Source organism: Cellulomonas sp. Root137 (assembly GCF_001426725.1).
Classification (GTDB): Bacteria; Actinomycetota; Actinomycetes; order Actinomycetales; family Cellulomonadaceae; genus Cellulomonas.
Genome location: NZ_LMFG01000001.1, coordinates 2,108,597 through 2,130,018, shown reverse-complemented (window position 1 = coordinate 2,130,018; position 21,422 = coordinate 2,108,597). Strand labels below are relative to the sequence as shown.

Sequence of the window (21,422 nt, the reverse complement as noted above, 5' to 3'; positions counted from 1 at the left end):
GGCGGAAGAGGTGCAGTCACGGGCCAAAACTAGGGCACGCACCACGATGGGTGCCCGTGCGTCCAGGCGATGGGCAGTGTGACGTAGTCGACGCGCGGGCGCGGCGGCGGCCCCCGCGACTGCCTACGGTGGGCCGGTGCGACACATCATCATCGGGACGGGTGCGGTCGGCGGCGTGGTCGGCGGGCTGCTCGCGAGCGTCGGCAAGGACGTCGTCCTGGTCGCCCGCGGGCGTCAGCTGGCCGCGCTGCGCGCCGACGGGCTCCAGGTCACGACCGCGGCGGGGACGGTGCGCGTGCGGCCCGTGGTCGCCGCCGGTCCCGACGACGTCGACCTCCGCGCCGGCGACGTGCTGGTGCTCGCCGTGAAGAGCCAGGACACCGCCGACGCGCTCGCCGCCTGGTCCGACCGTCCGGTCGCCGGCGGCGGGACCGCTGCCGAGCGGCTCGCGGTGGTCTGCGCGCAGAACGGGGTGGACAACGAGCGCGCGGCCCTGCGCCGTTTCGCCCGGGTGATCGCCATGTGCGTCTGGCTCCCGGCCACCTTCCTCGAGCCCGGGCGCGTCAGCGCCGGCGGCACACCGGTGCCCGGAGTCCTCACGGTCGGCCACGCGGCGGCCCCGCCCACGGACGCGGACGACGTGCTCGCCGGCTACGCGCAGGAGCTCGAGGACGCGGGCTTCCGTGCACCCGTGGCCGCGGACGTCATGGCCTGGAAGTACACGAAGCTGCTCACCAACCTCGCCAACGCCGTCGAGGCGCTCTGCGGCTCGCTCCGGGACGACGACGTCCGCGACCTCGCCGCACGTGCGGACGCCGAGGGCCGCGCGGTCCTGCGCGCCGCCGGGATCGTCACCCTCGACGACGCGGTGCACGACGCCGCCCGCGCCGGGTTCCGCGTCGACCGCCTGCCCGGTCAGGAGCGCGGGGGCGGGTCGTCCTGGCAGTCCCTCGCGCGCGGGACGGGATCGATCGAGTCCGACCACCTCAACGGCGAGATCGTCCTGCTGGGCCGGCTGCACGGCGTGCCGACCCCGGTGAACGCGGTCCTCCAGCGGCGTGCGCGGCAGGCGTCGGCTGCGGGCGCCCGCCCCGGTGCGACGACCGCAGCGGAGCTCCTCACGGAGGCCGCCCGGACCTGATCTTTGAATGCACGCTGTTACTGTCAATTCATGGTCCCGACCGCGCAGAGTGAGGCGTGGCACGCCGCCCTGGCCAGCGAACCGCGCCGCCGTGTGCTCGCGATGCTCAGCGAGTCCCCCGACGCTCTGGACGCCCTCACGGTGGCCGTCGGTGTCGGGGTGCACGTCACGACGGCCCGTTTCCACCTCGACCAGCTGGAGGCCGCCGGGCTCGTGTCCCGGCAGGTCGCGCGGTCGGGCCGGCGCGGCCGACCGCAGGTCCTGTACCGCGCAGTCGCCGTCCCGCAGCCCCCCGAGGAGGCTCAGCAGCAGCTCACCCACGCGCTCGCCGCGGTGATCGGCGAGGACGGCGACGGCGGCCGAGCCCGTGCGGTGCGGGCCGGCGAGCAGTGGTCGGCGCAGTACGCGACGGGGGCGGAGGCGGACCCGGTCCCGCCGCTGATGGGGATGCTCACCGAGATCGGTTTCGAGCCGGAGCTGCGCGCTGCCGAGAGCACCATCGCGCTGCCCGCCTGCCCGTTCCGGACCGAGGCCCGAGCGCACCCCGACGTCGTCTGCTCGGTGCACCTGGGGCTGCTGCGGGGTGTCGCCCGGTCGCTGGGGCACGACGGCGACGGCCTCTGGCTGCGTCCGTTCGTGCAGCCGGACCTGTGCCTGGTGGACCTGCCGGACGACTGGGTAGGTCCAACGTCCTATTGAAAGGACGAGACTCCTCTTAAATTGGTTCCCAGGGGTCACCTGACCCGCCGAGGAGGAACCATGCCCCCCGAACCGATCAGCCTGTCGGCCCACCGCCCCGGCGCCGTCGCCGCCGAGTCCCCCGTCGAGCACGCCTGCGAGTGCGGCCACGACGACGCGCCGAGCATCGTCCTCGACGCCCGCACGATCCCGCACGCCATCCGGCACGCGTCGATCTTCGGCGCCCTCGGGGCGATCCAGCCCGGCTTCGCGCTCGACCTCATCGCCCCGCACGACCCGCTGCCGCTGCTCGCGCAGCTGGAGCGCAGCCGCCCCGGGGACTTCGCCGTCTCCTACCTGGAGACCGGACCCGACGCCTGGACGGTCCGCCTCACCCGCGTGCAGTGACGCCGGCACCGGCCCGCCACGGATGACGACGCTCAGCCCTGCCCGGCGACCCGGCACCGGCACGGCGACGCGCCCCCGGGTGCCCGCCCGCCTCGGCCTGCTGCTCCTCGGCGGGTTCGCCCTGCTGGCGGGGCTCGACGGTGCCCTGGTGCTCCTCGGCCTCGCGGCGCCCGTCGACTCGCTCCGGCTCGCCGAGGTGCACGGTCCGCTGATGGTGTTCGGCTTCGTCGGCACCGTGGTCACGCTCGAACGGGCGGTGGCGGTGCGCCGGCCGTGGGCCTATCTGGCGCCCGGCCTGCTCGGCGCGGGCGGCATCGCGCTCGTCTCGCCGCTCCCGGTGGTCGTGGGCCAGGTCGCCCTGGTGGGCGGCAGCGCCATGCTGCTGGTCGCCTACGCCGCCATCTGGCGCAGGCAGTCCTCGGTGGCCACCGCGGTGCAGGTGGTGGGCGCTCTGATGGGCCTGATGGCGACCGCCTTGTGGTGGCGTGGCCTCGGTATCCCCCAGCTCGCCCCCCTGCTGATCCTCTACCTGGTGCTCACGATCGCCGGTGAGCGGCTCGAGCTCTCGCGCCTGTCGCCGTCGGTGGACCAGCAAGCCGAGCAGTGGCTGTTCGGCATCGGCCTCGGGCTCGCCGCGGGTGCGGTCGTGTCGCTCGTCCTCCCCGTCGCCGGGTACCCGCTCCTCGGTCTCGGCCTGCTCGCCCTGGTGGGCTGGCTGTCCCGGCACGACGTCGCCACCCGCACCGTGCGCTCCGCCGGGCTGCCGCGCTACATGGCGTGCTGCCTGTTGGCGGGCTACGTCTGGCTGGTGGTCGTGGGCGGCATCTGGCTGGTGCAGGGGCCGGTCTACGGCGGCCCCGCGTACGACGCGATGATGCACGCCGTGTTCCTCGGCTTCGTGATGTCGATGATCATGGCGCACGCCCCGACGATCCTTCCCGCGGTGCTGCGCCGCCCGCTGCCGTACCGCCCGGTCATGTACGTGCCGGCGGCGCTGCTGCACGTCTCCCTGCTCGCTCGCGTGCTGCTCGGTGACGCCTACGGTCACCCGGCCCTGGTGCAGTGGGGTGGGGCGCTCAACATCGTCGCGGTGCTCCTGTTCGTGGTGGTCGCCGTCGCGTCCGTGCTGAGGGGGACGCGATGAGGGACCGGATGTGGCACGTCCTCACGGGCATCCTGGTGCCGGCCTGGCTGCTGGCGGCGGCGCTCGGCACCCTGCTGCACCGCACGGTGCCGTCGTCGGGCTGGCTGCTCGTGCACCTCCTGCTGCTCGGCGCGGTGAGCACCGCGATCCTGATCTGGAGCCAGCACTTCGCGGACACCCTGCTCCGGCGTCGCGCCCTGGGTCACCGGCTCTCGCTGGGTCTGCGCCTGGCGGCCCACACGGTCGGTGCCGTCCTGGTGATGACCGGCATGGTGGTCGACGCGTTCGGGCTCGTGCTCGCCGGGGGCGTCCTCGTCGGCCTGAACGCCGTCGCGCACGCCGTGGTGATCGTGGGCCAGTCGCGCGGCGCGCTCCCGGCCCGGTTCTCCCCCCTGGTCCGCTACTACGCCGCCAGCGCCCTGATGCTCGCGGTGGGGGTCACGCTCGGGGTTCTCATGGCCCGACTGGACGGGGGCGGCGAGGACTACGAGCGCCTGTTCCTCGGGCACCTCGGCCTCAACCTGCTCGGCTGGGTGGGGCTGGCCGTCATCGGGACCATCGCCCTGCTGTGGCCCACCGTGCTGCACACCAGGATCGAGGCAGCGACCGCGGCCGCCGGGCCGACCCTGCCGGTGCTGGTGAGCGGCCTCGGGCTGCTGGCGGTCGGCTGTCTGGCGGACCTGCGCCTCGTGGTGACGTTGGGCGTGCTGGTCTACCTGGTCGCGCTCGCCGGGGTGCTCCGGGAAGCCGTCGGCCACCTGCGGCGGGCACCCGCCGTGACCTTCGCCGGCTGGAGCCTGGGCGCCGCGCTGGTCTGGTTCGCCCTCTGCACGCTCGGGTTCGCCGTGCAGGTGGCGCTCGCCCCCAGCTGGACCGTCGCCGCCGCCCGCGTCGAGGCGCTCGTGCCGTACCTCGCCGTGGGCTTCGCCGCGCAGGTGCTCCTGGGGGCGCTGAGCTACCTGGTGCCCGTCGTGCTCGGCGGCGGCCCCGCCGCGGCCAAGGCCACCGCGGCCGAGCTCGACCGGGGCGGCCTGTTCCGGGTCGTCACCGTCAACGCCGCGCTCGGCGTGTCGTTGCTGCCCGTGAGCAGCAGCCTGACCGCGGCACTGTCGCTGCTGGTGGTGGGCTGCATGGCCAGCTTCCTGGTGCTCTTCGCCCGCGCCCTGCGCACCAACCGGCGGGTCCGCGCCCTCCCGCTCGTGCGCGTGGCGCCCGGAGAGCGGACCCTCGTCCCCGCGCCGCGCGCGACTGGCCGGATCCTCGTGGCCGCGGCCGCCGTGCTGCTCACGGTGACCGCGGGCATCGTCGTCGATCCCCCGTCCATCGGCGCGGTGACCGCCTCGGCGCAGGCCGGTGCACCCGTGCGCGCGACCGGGCACACCACCGAGGTCGCCGTCGAGATGGTGGACACCCGCTTCGTGCCCGACCGTGTCGAGGTGCCGGTGGGCGACGAGCTCGTGATCACCCTGACCAACCGCGACGACATGGTGCACAACCTCGTGCTCGAGACCGGGCTGGTGTCGCCGTCGCTCGAGCCGGGCGCGAGCACGGTGGTGACGACCGGCGCCGTCGGATCCGACGTGCAGGGGTGGTGCTCGATCGCCGGCCATCGCCTGCTCGGCATGGACCTCGAGATCGTCGCGGTCGGCGCTCCCGGCCACGCCGTTCACGACGTCGCCGCCACCGAGGGCTCCGCTGCCGACGACCTCGACCCGATGAGTGAGCCCGGCTCCGCCTTCGTGGCCCGCGACGCGGCGTTGGCGCCTGCGCCAACCACCACCGTGCACCGCCGCACCCTCACCGTGCGGGACGTGGAGACCGAGGTCGCCCCCGGCGTGACGCAGACCCTGTGGACCTTCGACGGCACCGCCCCCGGGCCGACGCTGCGCGGCACCGTCGGAGACGTCTTCGAGATCACCCTGGTGAACGAGGGCACGGTGGGGCACTCCGTCGACTTCCACGCAGGCGGCATCAGCCCCGACGAGGTGATGCGGACCATCCAGCCGGGTGGCCGCCTGACCTACACGTTCACCGCCACGCGGTCGGGCATCTGGCTCTACCACTGCTCGACGATGCCCATGTCGATGCACATCGCCAACGGCATGTTCGGGGCCGTTGTCATCGACCCGCCCGGTCTGGCTCCCGTGGACCACGAGTACGCGCTGGTCCAGTCGGAGCTGTACCTCGGCGCGCAGGGCGGCGAGGTGGACCCCGCGAAGCTGCAGGCTCGTGGGCACGATCTCGTCGTCTTCAACGGCTACGCCGACCAGTACGCCGCGCGACCGCTGGTGGCCCGCACGGGCGAGACCGTGCGGTTCTGGGTCCTGGCGGCCGGGCCCGACGTCGGGACCTCCTTCCACGTGGTCGGCGGCCAGTTCCACGCCGTCTTCAAGGAGGGCGAGTACCTGCTCCGGGACGGCGGCAGCACCGGGACGGGCGGTTCGCAGGCGCTCGACCTGGCCGCCGCCCAGGGCGGGTTCGTCGAGGTCACGTTCACCGAGGCGGGGCACTACCCCTTCGTCAGCCACGTCATGTCGGACGCCGAGCGGGGTGCCCGCGGGGTCGTCACGGTCACCGACGGTCCCTGAACCACGGGCTACTCCACCAGGAAGTCGTACCGCACCCCGCTGGGCGGCAGGCCGGTGCTCACCTTGGTCCGGTGGGCGGCCCACACGTGCAGCGACCCGTCCACCCAGCGCGCCGACTGGTAGGTCCGCTGCACGACGATGCCGCCGCTGGGCACCTCCTCCTCGGGGATCAGCAGGGAGCCGTCCGGGCCGCCGCCGAGCAGCCGGGTCACGCTGCTGACGACGCGGCGCTCGCCGGTCAGGTCGAGCACCGACCCGCGCGCCAGCACGACCTGCTCGGTGCCGTCGACGCGGACCGGCAGCAGCGGTACCCAGTGGGGCGGCGGCGCCTGGGCCAGGTGGTAGTCGGGCGCGACGTCGGGGTCGCCCGGTGGGTCGGGCGGCCGCGCCGCGCTCAGCTCCACACCCACCTGGAGCGGCGACTCCTGCAGCTGCTCGACGGCCCAGCCGAGGTTGGCCTGCTCGTCCCGGGCGAGCACCACCTGCTCCACGACAGGGCCCACGAGGGGCTGGGCGAGGCGCGGCGCCAGGTAGAGCAGGTTGGTGACCGGGACGCCCTCCGACCCGTCGCTCGACGGGCTGGAGTGCTGGAAGAGCCCCCACTGGCGCGGCGACACGAGCCGCCGGTGGCCGTGCGGCAGCAGGAGCGTGCGGGCACCGAACGTGTCCGTGACCACCAGCGACGTCGACGACACCAGGTGGCCGACCGGCAGCTCCACCCCGATGACGAACCAGTCGTTCCCGTAGCCCGAGAGGGTCTCGATCAGGAGCACCTGACCCAGGTCCGTCTCGGCAGGCTGGAGCGCCGCGAGGTTGAGCCGGCCGTCCTCGAGCTCCCAGAACCGGCGGGCGGGCAGGCCGGGGGCGGTCACGGGCGCCGGCATGACCGTCCGGGTGACCGCCCGGCCGACCTCCGCGGACGTCGTCCCCAGGTTCACGTCCCCGTTGACGTCGAGCTCGTACCAGTCGAGGGTGTCGCTGTCGTACCGGTGGGCGGTCAGGGTCGTCTCGCTCGTCGGCTCGGCGGGCGTGCGGGTGGCGAACGACGCGGTGTGCTCGAAACGGGTGGGCTGCCAGCTCGTCGCGTCAGGGTCCGCGTCCGCGAACAGCTCCGCGACCAGCCGCAGCCAGTCGGCTCCGGCCGCCCGGAGCTCGGCGCGGTCGGCCTGGGCGATCTCGACCCCGAGACGGAGCAGGTCCCGGCCCTGCAGCTCGCCGCGCAACCGCCGCCCGTCGACGCTCCGGCCGGCGTGCAGCCGCGCGTAGCCGGCGGTCGCGGGGTCGAGGGTCGCCAGCACCTCCGGCGCGGGCTCCGCCACCGCGAACGCCCGCACGACGTCGGGGCCGTAGTCGCGCGACGTGGTCTGCTGGGCGAGGACCCGCAGGAACAGGCGCCCCGTGTCGACGGCGAGGCGCAGCCCGTCCGCGGACTCCGCGGTGGTCGGCAGCGGCGCTCCGGCACGCTCGAGGAGCGTCTCGAGCGGGGCCGCCATGGCGTCGAACCGCGGTGCCTGCAGCGTCGTCTCGGCCGGGACCGGGCCGGCGACGAAGCGCGTCGGTCGGGCGGCCTCGCCGCGCCAGCGCGCCACGACCGGGGTGCCGCCGTCATGACCCGCGAACTCGCCGACCTGCCACTGCCGGGCCAGCAGCCACAGGGGGTCCTGCACGGGCGCCGTGGCGCCGTCGATGACGTCCGGCCGCAGCGGCTCGGGCTCCAGCCGCGAGAACGTGGTGATCGAGGCCATGTCAGCCCACCACCGGTGTGGTCAGCGCGTTCGGGTTGGTCGACACCGCGTCCCGCTCCGCGTTGAAGGCGAGCACGGTGGCCGGCAGGTACTGCCGGACCGCGCCGAGCGCGCCGGGCGGGACCGCCCGCAGGTGTGCCTGCTCGAGGGTCTCGACCAGGACCTGGTTCAGGGTGCCCAGCGTCCACGGCTCGCCGACCACCGGCGGCACGGCCAGCAGGATCGCCTGCGGGGCCATGAGCTCCGGCGGGTCGTAGCGGAACGCGACGCCCGTCGTCTCGGTCGCGGACGGGATCACCTCGGTCCACTCGTCGACGAGGAGCCCGGCGATCTCCCGGCCCGGTGCGACGAGCTCGACGCCGGACAGCGCGAGGGAGACCGCGCCGTCCACGTAGTGATCGGCGGGCAGTGCGTTCCACACGTCGCCGGGCCGGTGCGGCACCTGCGCGGCGCCCAGTGACACGGCCGGTCCGCCCAGCGCCTCCGCCTCGCGCAGCGCGATGCCCAGTCGCGCCAGCGGCTCCCGCACCCGTTCCATCCGGGTCAGCCAGACCTCCACCGCGAGCGGGTCCCCGCCGAGCAGTGCCGGATCGTCCCGCGACGCCACGAGGTCGGCGGTCGTCGGGGCGACGAACCGCGGCAGCGCCACGAAGCCGGGCCCGAGCAGCGCCCGGAGCCGCAGCAGGGCGGCGTCCCAGGCGGGCGCAGACGGCTTCGACTGGACGGCGCCGGCCTCCACGAGCCGACCCCGCAGCTGGTCACGGGCGCGGGTCGCCGCCGCGGACCAGCCGTCGATCGTGGTCTCGACGGGGACCGCGGCGTCTCCGACCCCGAACGCCCAGCTGGCAGCCACCGCGTCCCGCAGCCGCTGTGCGCCCTGGTCGGCGAGGGCGGCATCGAGCGCGTCCACCGCGCTCCGCACCGCCTCGAGCGCGTTGGCCGCCCTCGCCTCGAGCTCCGCGACGTCGACCCCGGGCTCGGCGTCCGCGTGCGGCGGCTGCAGCGTCCCACCGTCCATCGGCCCGGCCGGACCCAGCAGCGCGGACAGCGAGCGACCCACCTCGAGCAGGTCGAGGAGCGCCCGGTCCGGGACGAGCGCCGGGCGCAGCAGGTCGACGCCGGACGCCAGGGCTGCCCTGGCCGCCAGCTCCGTCCACCCGTGCTCCCCCGCGCCGGCCACCCGGACCAGGTCGGCGGCCGCCATGCCCAGGTCCGGCAGCGGTACCGGGCGCTCCACGTCGCCGGCCGCGTCGCGCACCGTGACGGTCCGTCCGGTGGCCGCGCCGAGCATCCGGCCCAGCCAGGCGTCGAGCCCCGGCTCCGCCGCGGCGCGCGCCGAGCGCGTCGGTCCGGCCCACCCCGCGGTCGTCGCCGCGCCGGGGTCCAGGAGCACTCCGACCCGGTGCGTGACACCGACCCCGGACCGCGGGGTCTGCACGACGTCCAGCGTCGACGGCGGCACGAGCCCACGGTCGAAGTCGGTCACCGTGCTCACTGCGCGGTCCAGGTCCCCCAGCGCGAACTGGTGCACCTGCTCGGCCTGGAGCACGTCGGCGGTGGCGTCCACCGTGGCACCGAGCCTGCGCAGGACCGCCAGGGCCGACGCGCGGTCCGCCTCGCTCGGGTCGCCGCCCACGAGATGGTCGACGGCGTGGTCCTCGCTGGCCGCCCACAGCTGGTGCAGGCTCAGCCCGTCCAGCCGGCGTGCGGCCGGCGGCAGGTGCTCCTCGCCCGGGAGCGGCGACACCTCGCGCGCGTTGTCGACGGCCTTGTCGAGGCCGTGCTCGTGCAGGTCCCGCTCCACCAGGTAGCCGAGCACGGCGCCGACCGACCGGCCGGCGCGGACGCCGTCGAACACGGTCCTGGCCAGCCGGACGCGCTCGGACGTGAGGCTGATCGCGAACGGGTCCGCCGCACCGCCGCCGTTGGCCAGGTGCGCGTTCCGGAGCAGTGCGGCCACCTGCGCCTGGTGCAGCGAGGGCGCGTGCAGGAACCCGGGATCGTCGAGCGCGGACAGCAGCTCGCCCGGCTCGCCCGGCGGCGTCTCGGCGACCACGTCGGCGGTCGACGGTGCCAGCCGTTCCGCCCAGCCGTAGCCGCCGACGAGCGCGCCCAGCTCCTCGTCCGACCGCAGCTCGGCCAGGCGACTGCTCGCCAGCGACGTGACCCACGCGTCGACCCGGTAGGCCGCCGCGTCCAGGGTGCCGAGCAGGTGGCGCTCCAGGTGGGTGGGGTCGGCTGCCGCGAGCACCTCCACCGCCGAGCGGAACGCGGTCAGCTCCGGCGTCCCCGCAGCGACGCGCTCGCGCACGGTGCCGCCGTCCGGCAGTGTCGCGTCGCGCCGCGCCCGCCAACCGAGGGTGGGATCGCCGAAGCCGTACAGCTCCGCGTCCGTCACCTCCGGCGCCTCGGGTCCGAGCAGCCGCGCGGCCGCGACCGCGTGCTCCCGCAGCAGGCCGTGCCGGACGAGCGCGGCCAGCAGGGACGGCGGCGTGTCGTCACCGCCGGACGCGAGCTGGTCGACGTCGGCCGCCAGCAGGTCGCGGAGCTCGCCGCTCGCGCCCACCAGCGGCACGGTGAGCGGTGCACTGTCGGGCTCGTGCACGCTCAGCGCGGCCGGGACCAGACCGGCACCGGCAGCCGCGGCGATGGGCAGTGCCCGGTCTCTGGCGACCTCCCAGAACCCGGCGTCGCCGAGCCGGCGGCCGAGGAAGAGCTGGACGTGCGATGCGACGCGGGCACCGAACGCGCGACGCAGGCGGACCCGGTCGGACCGCGCTCCGAGCCGGAGGACGTCGACCAGGTCGGCGGCGACGTCGCCCCGGCCGATCCGTGGCGCCTGCCCGAGCGCCGGGCGCCAGGCGCCGTCCACGAGACCCACGAGGGCACGCCGCAGGCGGTTCGCGCGCTCGTCGCCCGCGTACCGGCCGAGCGACGTCACCGGCAGCAGCCCGTACGGCTGCCGGCCCACCCGCAGCGTCGGCAGCGGCCCACCCGGCCGCACGAACCGTCGCGCGTGGTCCCGCGCCCACTCGGCGTCGTCGAGGGCGACCCCCGCGAGCTGCGGCAGCCAGTACCCCCAGGTGGACGGCCACAGCACGGTGCTCATCGCCTCGGCGACGGACTCGTCCGCGTCGCTCCCGCCCGGCAGCGCGGCAGCGTCGGAGAGCCCGAGCGCGGTCGCGGTGCGCGCGCCGGAGCCCCCGGGCGTCGGCGCCCACGTCCCGGTGGCGGCACTGGACCAGCCGGACGGGGCGCCCTCGGCGTTGTTGGTCGGCGTCTCCGGGTCGAGGAACGCCAGCCCCTCGCTGTAGCGCTGGGCGTCCAGAAGAGTGGCGAGGTCGCCCGCGCCGTCCCCCGCGTCGCGCACGCCGGTGACCAGGAGCAGGTCCACCGGCCCGGAGGCCGGGAGACGCAGCGCCATGCCGACGTCCTCCGCGGTGGCGAAGTCGACGAGCCAGCTCATCGCCCGGTCGACGGCGGCCACCTCGTCGTCCTCGTCGTCGCCGTGCTCCTCGTGCACCAGAGGGACGGACAGGTCGGGGCCGACGGCGAGGTCGGCGGTGATCGGCCTCCCGGTGGCGACCGCGACCACTGCCCCCTGGGCGTAGGCCGTCGCGGTCCAGCGGGTGGGCAGCAGGCGCGCGACCGGGGTGCTCCGCTGCTCTGTGGGCTGGAGGGCGGGGAAGGTGGGCTCGACCGACAGCGGCGCGCCGTCGGCGACGGCAGCATCGGGCCGGGCCTGCGGGTTGGTCGGCGACGTGGCGCGGACCACCCAGGCCGCCCGACCCGGACCCCACCTGTCCGCGAGCGCGGACCAGGCGCGCTGCGCCCGCTCGCGGTCGGTGCCCGTCCGCCACTGCGCGCGCCAGAACTCCTCCCCCGCCGCGATCTCCGCGGCCGACACCCGGGGGTCGTGGGCGTCGACGTGCAGCTGGTCGGGGTAGACGCGGACGAGGAGCTCGCCGTCGCGGAAGCGGGTCTCCAGCCGGACCGGGAGCAGGACGAGCGGGTGCCGCGACTCGGCCACCTGGTCCGTCAGCCTGGCATCGGCGGCGACGGCGTCAGTCGTGAGCGGGGCGAGGTCGAGCGGGTCCGTCATGGCGTCGGCCTCCGCAGGAGCACGGTCACGGGGATGGTCATCCGGGCGGGCAGCTGGCGCAGCCGCGCGGCCTGGCTCGCCGACGTCGCCTCGGTCACGGGCGCGTGGCTGACGCCGGCGGGCGCCTCCCCCACCTCGAAGCCGAAGCGCGGGGCGCCCGGCTGCTCGGCGATCACGATCGACCAGTCGTCGGCGTCGGCCAGCGGTACGGCGAACCCGAAGAAGGTGATGTCGGGCTCCATCGCGCCGCGGAAGACCGGCAGGAGCTGCTCGGCGGGCGGACCCGGACGGGTGGCGGACACGAGGGCGTCGGGGAAGCGCCTGATCAGCTCGCTGCGCAGGAGCAGGACGAACCGGTCCTCGGCGACCGTCGGCGCGCCCAGCGCCCGACCTCCCCACGAGTCCAGGGGCGTGATGTCGGGTGGGGCGTCGGGCGCCACGGCCGCATCCCAGAAGCGGTCGAAGAACGTCGCGGTCATCGGCGTCGGGTACTCGCGCCAGAGCAGCTCGCGGCCGAGCTCGTGGTTGAGCCCGACCAGGAACGCCTCGACGAACTCCCCGTTGGTGCGCAGGCCCAGGGCGGTGTTGGCCGGGACGCCGTCGAGCCCGGGCAGCAGCCAGTGCTGACCGAGCTCGACGAGCGAGCGCGACATCGGGGTGTCGAACCGCGGCGCGAACCGCACGGGCGGCACCGGACCCGCCGGGTCCTGAGGCACGGGCTCCTCGAGCAGGCCGGACACCCGGGCGGAGAAGGTCCGGGCGGGCGTGGTGAGCTCCAGCGCCTCGGCGAACATCGCGTCCACGGCCAGAATGCCGAGCGGGCTGCGGCCCGGCGGGGCCGGGGCCAGGAACGCGGACAGATGACGTGCCGCTGCGGTCCGGAAGGCCGCGGCCACCTGGTTGTCCCGGCGCGGCGGGTGCGGGTGGGGGTCCGGCTCCGTCGGGTCGACGGGGTCGGGCTCCGTCGGGTCGGTCGGGTCCGTCGGGTCGAACGGATCGGTCGGTCGGCGCCGCGCGAGGGACGGTTCGGCATGCCCGGCGAGCCCCCCGTGCAGCACGCCGCCGCCCAGCACGCCGCCCACGACCACGCCTCCGCCGAACGGTGGCAGCGGGTCCGGTCCGGGGGCGGGCGTCGGCGTGGGGCCGATCTCGAACCCCGGCCGCGGCGGCGCGCCCTCGACCGCGTCCTTGCTCACCTGCGCCCAGGACAGGAGCAGCGCGCCGCCCCCCGCCTCGAAGGTCAGCGGGCCGGCCGCCGGCGTGAACTCGCGGCCCATCATCGCGGTCGGTGCCATCCGCCCGAGGACGCCGATCCCGGTCACCGGCGCCGTGGGTCCCACCCTCCGCACGGCCGGGCCGCGGGGGCGGGTCACCCGCCGGACCACGGAGCTCAGCGCCAGGTCCGGCAGCCGGGCCTCGGCCCACTGCTGGGCGAAGCTGGTGCTCCCGGTCGCGGACGCCCGCAGGAGCCGCGCGCGCAAGGGAGCGAGCACGAACAGGCCCGACTCGGGCGGCAGCGGGGCCACGTGCCGCCGGTGCAGGCTTCCGGCGACCGCCAGGCCGAGCGCGGCCAGCCCGAAGACCCGCCCCGCGGCGTGCAGGTCCGCCGCCTGGTCCCACGCCGCCGCCACGAGCGTCTCCTGCTGCTGCTGGACCACGAGCGTGCCGAGGGCGGCCGCCACCCTGTTCGCCGGGTCGGTGTTGAGCTGCAGGTACCAGTGTCCTGGCGACGCGGGGTCCAGGGCCGCCGGGGCGGCGTACGCCGAGCCGTACCGCGGCGGAGCCAGCAGCGGGTTGTTCGCTGGCACCTGGTCGGGCGCGTTGAGCACGTCGACCAGGGCCGCCGCGAAGCGCCCTTCCATCGCCGGGTCCGACCACCGCCCGACGGGTGCCTCGAGCGCGACGAGCGCCCCCGCCAGCCGCACCTGGGCATCCTCGGCACCGGCGATCCCGAGTCCCGAGGTCGACAGGTCCACCGCCCGGGTGCCGAAGCCGTCGGCGACCGGACGGCCGCGGATCGCGAGGGCGAGGGACTGGAAGTCGCCGGCCGGGCCGGTCGCGAACCGCCAGTGGTGCAGGACCGGCAGCTCCACCGCCGGCATCCCCGGTGCGCGTCGCCACGCCGGCCCCTCGGCGGCGCCGGGATCGTCCCCCAGCCCCGCGAGCCGGCCCGCCTCGAACGTGGGCACCACGCAGGCGAGGTACTCGGTCTGCTCTGCCAGCAGCCGCCCGCAGACCAGCCGGGACAGGCTGCGCCCGGGGTCGGCGGCCAGCGCGTCCGCGAGCGCCGCGTCGGTCATCGCGACCTCGGTGGCCAGCTGGGCGTGCGCCCAGGCCCAGCTGTCGTCGAGGTCGGGCAGCTCGTCCTCCGGGCGGGCCGGGATGCCGATCCTCAGCACCGGCAGCGAGCCGCGCGCGGGCGGCGCCAGCTGCACGCCCGGCTGCTCGCGCACCACGACCAGGCACAGCCAGGGCCGCAACCGGGCCGCGGACGCCGAGGCCGGGGTGAACAGCCAGGGCAGCGCGGGCTCGTCGAACTCCACGAGCGGCAGGTAGTTGGCCTCGAACGTCCGTGCCCCCGGCGCCGGGTCGGTGCGGATCACCTGCTGGGTCGGGAGCCCGGTGACGTCGCCCGGGCCGAGCAGCCGGACGGGGACGGTCGCCGGTCCGGCGCCGTTGACCTTCACCTCCGCGGTGGCCGAGGCCTGGCTCGCCGGGTGGCCGTCGCGGACGTCCGGCGGAAGGTCGAGCGGACCACCCCGGCGCGCCCACGGCAGGAAGACCAGGCTCGGCTCGGTCATGGCGTCCTCACCAGCCCTGCCAGGCGCGGGGCGTCCGGCCGGTCCACCCCGGCGTAGCGCTCGGCGACGGCCGTGCGCGTCGCCGCCCGCGCGGCCGCGGACAACCGCAGGCCGGCCCGCAGGTGCCCGGGCTCCGCGCTCACCGGGTCGGGCAGCACGACGGGCACGCCGTCCGGCCCGACGACGATCTCGGTGTAGCGGAACGGTGCGGCGACTCCGGCCGCGGCCTCGGAGGCGTAGCGGTCGTTGCCGAAGCTCACCCCTGCCTCGCGGATCACCACGCCCGGCGCGGCCAGTCGCTCGGCGTCGCTCATCTCGAAGAACTGGCTGTCCGGGAACTCGTCGCTGACGGGAGCGATGCTGGGGGTCGCGCCGCCGATCCGGGGCTCGGTGAGCGCGAAGCGGCGGGCGTCCCTCGGCACGAACGCCCCGACGCGGTCGATCTCCCGCGTGGTGTTCAGGGGGACGAGTCCCTGCTGCACGACGAGCCGACCCAGGGGGTGCAGCAGCAGGCCGTCGGTGCGCGGCACGTTCCGGACGCCGGCCACCTGGGTCGCGGCCGCCGGCAGCTCCGTCCGCCAGCTGCCCGGGTCGCCGAGCCGGGTGAGGAGCTCGGTGACGACGTCGATGGTCTCGGTGACGACGGACCCGCTCCCGCCGATCAGCGTCTTGTCGAACGAGACCGTGTAGTCCCACCAGAGGATGCCGAACGTGGCCTTCCCGGCCACCCGCAGCGGGATCGGCCCCTCGAGCATGCCGCGGACGTCGACCTTGAACAGGTTCCGGGAACCGCGCTTGAGCTGCACGCCGGCCGCGAAGTCCGCGATGAAGTGCGGCGGCCAGAAGTTCACCAGCACGTCGAACCCGATGTACCCCTGGATGCTGAACCCGTACGCGGCGGCGTACAGGGACGCCTTCGCGCCGAACTGCAGGGTGTTCGTCGTGATCGCGAGGTAGGCCTCGATGACCAGCTTGGGGTTGTCGCCGGTGGTGAGCGCCACGGAGACCCGCGGCAGCACGGGGAAGTTCGCCGGCGGGCTGAACCGAGGGTTGAACCCGCCCACCGCGAGCGCGAACCCCTGACCGCGCTCGCGCCGGAACGCGGCGGCGCCGGTCAGGACGAACCGTCCGCAGAGCTTCGAGTCGTACAGGACCGCGTCAAGGGCGGCGGCCCCGGTGTCGAAGTCGAACACTCCGACGACGTCGAGGTTGAGCCGGACGAGTGCGTTCTCCTCCTGCGGCAGCACCGACGACACCCGCCCGAGCACGAGCAGCCGGCTCGTCTCCGCGACGGAGTCGCGCTCCAGCATGAGAGCGAGGTCGGCCCGCAGCAGGGGGTGGGCGCTGCCGAAGGTCAGCTTCACCAGGAGGCCGTAGACGTGCGTCCCTTCCTTCGGGGGGAAGAAGGTGCGCAGCGCCGTGACGAGCTCCGGGAGGTGCTTGACGGGGTCGGCGGGGAAGAGGATGTGCTTGAGCTGCCCGGACGGCAGCGCCGCGCGGACGGCGGCCACGTCGAGCGTCCGGTCTGCGGCGTAGAGCACACCCAGTCCGTCGAGCGTGACCACGCCGGCCTGCCACCCGAGATGCTCGACCGTGCCGATGAGGAGGAGGGACGACAGGTCGTTGCCCTCACGGTCCCGCGTCGACGCGAGCCCGACACAGGTGATCGTGATCTGCTTGCCCACGCGCAGGACGAGCGCACCGACGTAGTCGCCGGTGGTCGGGTCGTGCTGGATGGTGCCGCCTCCGCTGACCGGTCCGGTCCGCAGGTCCAGGGCGATCCCCGTCGGCCGCGTCGCGTCCACGTGCGCGTCGATCACCCGCAGGTTGCGCTCCGCCGCCGGGGTCATGGTGTCCACGGCGGCGAACAGGCCCAGCCGGTCGACGCGGACGTACAGGGGCCCGAGCTGCGTGCTGAACGACACCAGCCCGCCGGCCGCCACCGCCCAGCCTGTCTCCGGCGCCTCCGCACGGCGCCCGGCCAGCCGCAGCACCACCTCGTGCACGTTGATCCCCAGCGTCCCGCCCCCGCCGAGCGGGAGGGTCTTCTCGATCGCGGGCGGGCCGGCCGGGCCGGAGGAGTCGAACGGGGGCTCGGGTCCCGTCGCGTCGACCGTCGGCGGGACGTGCACCTCGTGGATGAACCCGAGCGCGGCGTCGTACCCCAGGCCGAGGGAGAACACCTTCCGCATCGGCCGCCCGCCGAGCAGCTTGCGCACGAAGCTGTCCTTGTCGGCCGAGTCGATCACCAGGGCGCAGTGGTCCAGCCTCAGGAGGATCCGCGCGCCGGAGGCGCTCAACGTGAGCACGGCGGCGATCTCACCGATCTCGAGCCGCGTCCCGGTCGCGCGCGGCAGGGCGTAGCTGATCCGGGTCTCGTCGGGCACGGCGCGGTAGCCCACCGACACGGCCGAGCCGGCTGCCGCCGCGTTGGGCTGCACGCCGTCGCCGTCGATGAGCAGGGCGGCGCCGGCATCGCTGCGGATGTCGACCCGGAACCTCCAGGTCGGGCCGTCGGTGGCGTCCGGGTTGAGGACCTCGTCCAGCGTGAGCGTGCCGCCGAGGGCGAGGAACAGCTGGTGCGGCCGGGCGGGGGTGCCCTGGCGCCGGGGCAGGTACATCCAGGTGACCCGGAGCTGCTCGGAGTCGGTGCCGCCGTCGCGCCGCAGGGCCAGCGAGACCATCCGGCCCGCCAGGACGTCCGCCGCCGTCGGGCGGGCCGGCGAGTCTACGTCGAGCGCGGCGGCGTCCCAGCCGACGATCACGTCGTCGAGCACGTTCAGGGCGTCCTCGTCCAGCGTCTGGTCGACGACGGCGATCGCCGCGACGATGCCGCGGATGAGCCCGTCGACCACGAGGAACGCCGTGTCGAGCTTGGTGTTCAGGGTGCTTCCCTCGGCGCCCGGCTGCGTGTCGTCCAGGTCGTCGAGGGTCCGCCCGGGATTCCAGACGAACGACAGGATCGTGCCGAACGCGTCGATGAACCGTGTGTGGGCCTGATCCCCCGGCGCCAGCGACCCGGTGAGCTCGGTCGTGATCGCCACCGCCTGCATGACCAGGAACAGCTTGGGCCACCGGCGTCGGACGTAGGTGCTGCCCAGCAGGTCGAGCAGGCTGTTGACGAACGTGTCGCCGCGGCCCGCCCAGTCCGTGCCCTGCCACGACTCGACCTGGTCGATGACGGCCCCGAGGAGCAGCGCGAGGTTGCCGGCCGCCTCGATGTCCGCCTGCAGGTCCGTGTCCACCTGCGCGCGGTACTCCGTGATCGCGGCGAGCGGGGCCTCCGGCAGGACGAGGGCCTTCGTGGTCGCGTCCGGCGCGGCCCCGAGGTCGGCGAGCACCGCGCTGCGGACCTCGGGCCGGCCCAGGAGGTCGGCGGAGAAGGTGACGAAGTCGAGCACCTCGCCCGCCAGCTGGCGGAGCACCGAGCGGGCGCTCACGGTTCCGGCTCCGGGATCGGCACCCGGCGGAGCACGGACTCCCTCAGCTGGTCGGGCGGCGACTCGTCCACCGGCCCCAGCGACGCCCGGTGCACCATGTACGGGCCGAGCACCGGGAGCTGGGTCTCGGGGTCGACGGCCGAGGTGTGCACCTCCCCGACGGCGGTCACCTCGCCGTCCGTGCCCGACTCGAACCGGCAGATCCCGAAGTTGGACCGGAACATCATCTGCCGGGTGTTCCGCATGCGTCCCAGGGCGGCCTGGTGCCGGCCCGCGACGGCCTGCATCGCGACGAAGGCCGTCGCGGGGTCGGCGAGCTGGGCCTCGATCTGGGCATCGTCCAGAGGTGTGACCCGGATCGGAGCCGGGCGGTCGACGTCGGCGCGGCCGTCCAGCAGCGGTGCCACCCGCCAGCGCCAGTCCGGGGGCTTCGCCGGGTTGAGCCGGGACGTGAGCTCGGGGTCCGGCTCGACGCCGTCCTCGTTGTCGTCCAGCCAGCCGTGCGTCGCCAGCAGCACCGGGCTGCGGAGCAGCTTGGCCCGCGTCGTCGCCACCAGGTCCGCCTCGGTCCGGTCGCGAGGCAGCAGCACGAGGTCGGCGTCGGGGCGGGTCCAGCCGAGCCGCTCGACGCCGAGCCCCGCCCGCAGGAGCTCCTGCAGGAGCATCGCGCTGCGGTCGAGCGCCCGCAGGTACACGGGCATGACGTTCTTGAACCCGCTGGAGGTGAACTGCGCGATCCGGGCCGGGCGCTCCTGCCCACCCCGCCAGTAGCTCATGACGTTCGACGCGGCGTTGTGCACGTCGCCGGACAGGACCACGACCCGCTGGTGCTCCGCGAGCCTGGCCAGGAGGTGCTCGAAGGTGACCGCGTCGAAGGCCCAGGTCTCCAGGGCGTCGGGGTTCGTCCCGGGCATCCGCCGGTCGCCGGCCAGCGACTCCGGGTCGGTCAGGTCGCCCGCCGTGAACAGGTCGAAGATCCGGTAGATCGCCCGGGCCACCACCTCGTCGATGACGGGCGGCCCGATCACCTGCAGGGGCGCGATCACCACGAGCACCTCGCGCCCCGCGGGCAGCGGCGGTCGCGGGATCTGGTCCACGAGCGCCTCGGTCGAGACGTTGCCCGGTGGACCGATCTCCGCGGCGTAGCTGCGCCGCGTCCGGTTGTCCAGCGCCACCACGACGTGCTTGGGGCCGTCGACGGTGAAGTGCCAGGTCATCGGCGCGTCGACCGCGCCGAACCGGCCGTCGGGGAGCAGCGGGTTGTCGAGGTTGTGCCCGAACATCCGACCGAGGGCGGCGAAGGCGTCCTCGTCCGGACCGGGCGTCGACGCCGGGAACAGCCGGGCCGCCTGGTCGAGCAGGTCGCCCGGGAGCTGACCGCCGAGCTCGGGATGCTCGGGGGTGGTGACGGGGTCGTACCGGCGCGGGTCGTTGCCCCAGTCCTGGAACAGCGCGTAGGCGAGCATCCCGTTGGTCAGGATCACCTGGCCGAGGGCGGTCCCGAGCACCCGATGGCGCCACATCGGGTTGAGGAAGAAGTCGTCGGTGACGTCGTGGTCGTCGATCATCATGTACGTCGGCACGTTGGCCAGCACGCGTTGGACGCGGCCGAGCCCGAGCAGGAACTCGCGGTGCACGCGATGGCTGCGCAGCCTCGACCGCCGCTCGCTCTCGGCCTCCTTCGCGCGGTCCTCGTCGGTCTTCTTCGCCTCCTTCGCCGCACGCGCTGCGAGCGCCGCGGCGCTGGCGTACAGGTGCTGCGGGACGCGCTCCGGCGGGACGTGCGTGGGCAGGACGACGTCCTCGTCGGCACCGAGCGAGTCCAGCCAGCGCACGGCGGTGCCCGCGCTCGTCGTCGCGCCGGGCACCTCCTCCCCCCAGCAGGCGGGCGACCAGACCAGGACGTAGGTGGCCGCGAACTCCCCGAACGAGATGAGGTGGTTCTTGCCGTCGATGCTCGTGAGCTGGCCGCTGACGGTGGTCAGGCCCAGCCGGCCGTCGACGGTCAGACCCTTCCGGCCGTCATGGATCGGGAACTGCGGTGGCCCGGCCGGCAGGTCCCCCGCCGTCGTGGTCTCCTGCGGCGTCTCCGCGGTGTACGCAGCGGTCGGGTCGGCCGCGGTCGGCGTGCTCGCCGGCGACCGTCGGAGGACCTGGCCCACCTTCACCCGCTCGACGGGCACCCCGCCGTCGGTGCCGATGAGCTCCACGCCCAGCTCCACGACGCGCAGCATCATGATCGGGTCCACGTCGTCGGCGTAGATCTGGTCCCCGCCGAGGAACAGCTGGTGGATCCGCGCGCGCGGGTCGTCGACCTGCTCGTTCAGGTACTCGTCCATCCACGCCAGCGCGTCGCCGTCGTCGTACAAGGGCCGGCGGCACGATCCGTACGCCAGCCGCAGGTCGTCGAGGGTCGTCGGCGGGAGGGCGAAGCTCGGCAGCATCCGGTCGGCGTAGCCGAGGGGACCCACCTGGACGCCGCTGACCGTGTGCGGGCCGAGCAGTCCGAGCTCGGCGAGGTCGGTCCTGTTCTGGGCGCCCGTGATGGTGAGGTTGTAGGAGTACAGCCGGTCGGACTGGAAGACCTTGCCGGAGGCGGGAGGCAGACGCGCCGTGACGAGGCCGAGGTGGAGCTGCTCACCGATGCGCACCGTCGCCTCGCCCGGGTGCGGCGTCGGCGCGTTGGGGTCGGGGTCGTCGCCGCTGCTGGCGAAGGGCGGGTTCGTGGTGTCGAACGCGACCCTGCCTTCCCAGACGGTGAGCCTGACCGTCGCCGGTTCGCTGAGCATCACCTGGACCGCGACGAGGCCCGCGTCGACGCGACGCAGGACGGGACCCGCGAGGAGGAGCGGAAGCTGCATCAGTTCTCGCCTGCCCCACTGCCGAGGCGATTCCGGACACATCGGACGCTAGACCCATCTCGCCCGCCGCGGCCAGGGTGGGTTCGGCGCGGTCAGCCCTCCGGGTCGGCGACGAATCCGGGGATGTCCTCGACGCGGCGGTAGACCGGCAGTCCGCGTTCTTGCGCGATCGCGACGTCCTGGTCCGCCCCCGTCGACTCGCCCTCCAGCCGGAGGACCGCGTCGCAGTGCTGCAGCAGACGCTCCGCGGTCGGGTACATCACCGACTCGGCCAGCGGGCTCAGCGGGCCGTCCGCACCGGCGCTGCTCAGCACCGGAAGCGCCACCCACTCCCCGATCATCGGGAGGTGACCGGCCCGGAAGATCGGCCAGGCGGACTCTTCGAGGCGTCGGAGGTTCTGCTCCATGAGCGCGGGATCGTCACCGGTCCCGGAGCGGTAGGGACCGGCGATGAGGATGAGCATGGGTGTCGTCATGTGCGCTAGTGTGCACCAGTCGGAACGAACAAGGGAAA

General features: G+C 74.8%; 11 protein-coding genes. 5 read left to right on the top strand and 6 right to left on the bottom strand.

Annotated elements, in window-relative coordinates; translation table 11 throughout:
* Positions 1-136: 136 nt before the first annotated feature.
* The 5 genes from ASD18_RS10060 to ASD18_RS10040 are packed head-to-tail and all read left to right on the top strand — an operon-like array spanning position 137 to position 5,959.
* Positions 137-1,141, top strand: a complete 1,005-nt coding sequence (locus ASD18_RS10060) for a ketopantoate reductase family protein (RefSeq protein WP_056090094.1) — start codon at positions 137-139, stop codon at positions 1,139-1,141.
* 30 nt (positions 1,142-1,171) lie between these two features.
* Positions 1,172-1,840, top strand: coding sequence for a metalloregulator ArsR/SmtB family transcription factor (locus ASD18_RS10055; RefSeq protein ID WP_056090091.1), 669 nt, complete (start codon positions 1,172-1,174; stop codon positions 1,838-1,840).
* Positions 1,841-1,900: 60 nt separating this feature from the next.
* On the top strand, positions 1,901-2,227 hold the full coding sequence (locus tag ASD18_RS10050) for a DUF2249 domain-containing protein (RefSeq protein ID WP_082573733.1): 327 nt from the start codon (positions 1,901-1,903) through the stop codon (positions 2,225-2,227).
* A 22-nt stretch (positions 2,228-2,249) separates the two neighbouring features.
* The gene (locus tag ASD18_RS10045; protein ID WP_056090088.1) at positions 2,250-3,371 is read left to right on the top strand and encodes a hypothetical protein; all 1,122 of its coding nucleotides are present in this window, start codon (positions 2,250-2,252) and stop codon (positions 3,369-3,371) included.
* Complete coding sequence (locus tag ASD18_RS10040; protein WP_056090085.1) at positions 3,368-5,959, top strand: multicopper oxidase domain-containing protein; 2,592 nt, start codon at positions 3,368-3,370, stop codon at positions 5,957-5,959. The genes ASD18_RS10045 and ASD18_RS10040 overlap by 4 nt, the downstream gene beginning before the upstream one ends.
* An 8-nt stretch (positions 5,960-5,967) precedes the next feature.
* On the opposite strand, the gene ASD18_RS10035 is transcribed toward ASD18_RS10040, so the two are convergent.
* The 6 genes from ASD18_RS10035 to ASD18_RS10010 all read right to left on the bottom strand — a co-directional run bounded on the left by ASD18_RS10035 (position 5,968) and on the right by ASD18_RS10010 (position 21,384).
* Positions 5,968-7,704 (bottom strand): hypothetical protein, encoded by a 1,737-nt coding sequence (locus tag ASD18_RS10035; protein ID WP_056090082.1) that lies wholly within the window; start codon positions 7,702-7,704, stop codon positions 5,968-5,970.
* Position 7,705: 1 nt separating this feature from the next.
* Positions 7,706-11,806, bottom strand: a complete 4,101-nt coding sequence (locus ASD18_RS10030; protein ID WP_056090078.1) for a hypothetical protein — start codon at positions 11,804-11,806, stop codon at positions 7,706-7,708.
* Positions 11,803-14,607, bottom strand: a complete 2,805-nt coding sequence (locus ASD18_RS10025) for a hypothetical protein (protein WP_056090075.1) — start codon at positions 14,605-14,607, stop codon at positions 11,803-11,805. Before ASD18_RS10025 ends, ASD18_RS10030 begins: the two co-directional genes overlap by 4 nt.
* A complete protein-coding gene (locus ASD18_RS10020) occupies positions 14,604-18,047 on the bottom strand; it encodes a DUF6603 domain-containing protein (RefSeq protein ID WP_056090070.1) in 3,444 nt (1,147 codons plus the stop codon). The genes ASD18_RS10025 and ASD18_RS10020 overlap by 4 nt, the downstream gene beginning before the upstream one ends.
* Positions 18,044-20,908, bottom strand: coding sequence for a hypothetical protein (locus tag ASD18_RS10015; protein WP_056090068.1), 2,865 nt, complete (start codon positions 20,906-20,908; stop codon positions 18,044-18,046). Before ASD18_RS10015 ends, ASD18_RS10020 begins: the two co-directional genes overlap by 4 nt.
* Before the next feature lie 92 nt (positions 20,909-21,000).
* A complete protein-coding gene (locus tag ASD18_RS10010) occupies positions 21,001-21,384 on the bottom strand; it encodes a DUF4406 domain-containing protein (protein ID WP_200938515.1) in 384 nt (127 codons plus the stop codon).
* Positions 21,385-21,422: the final 38 nt, after the last annotated feature.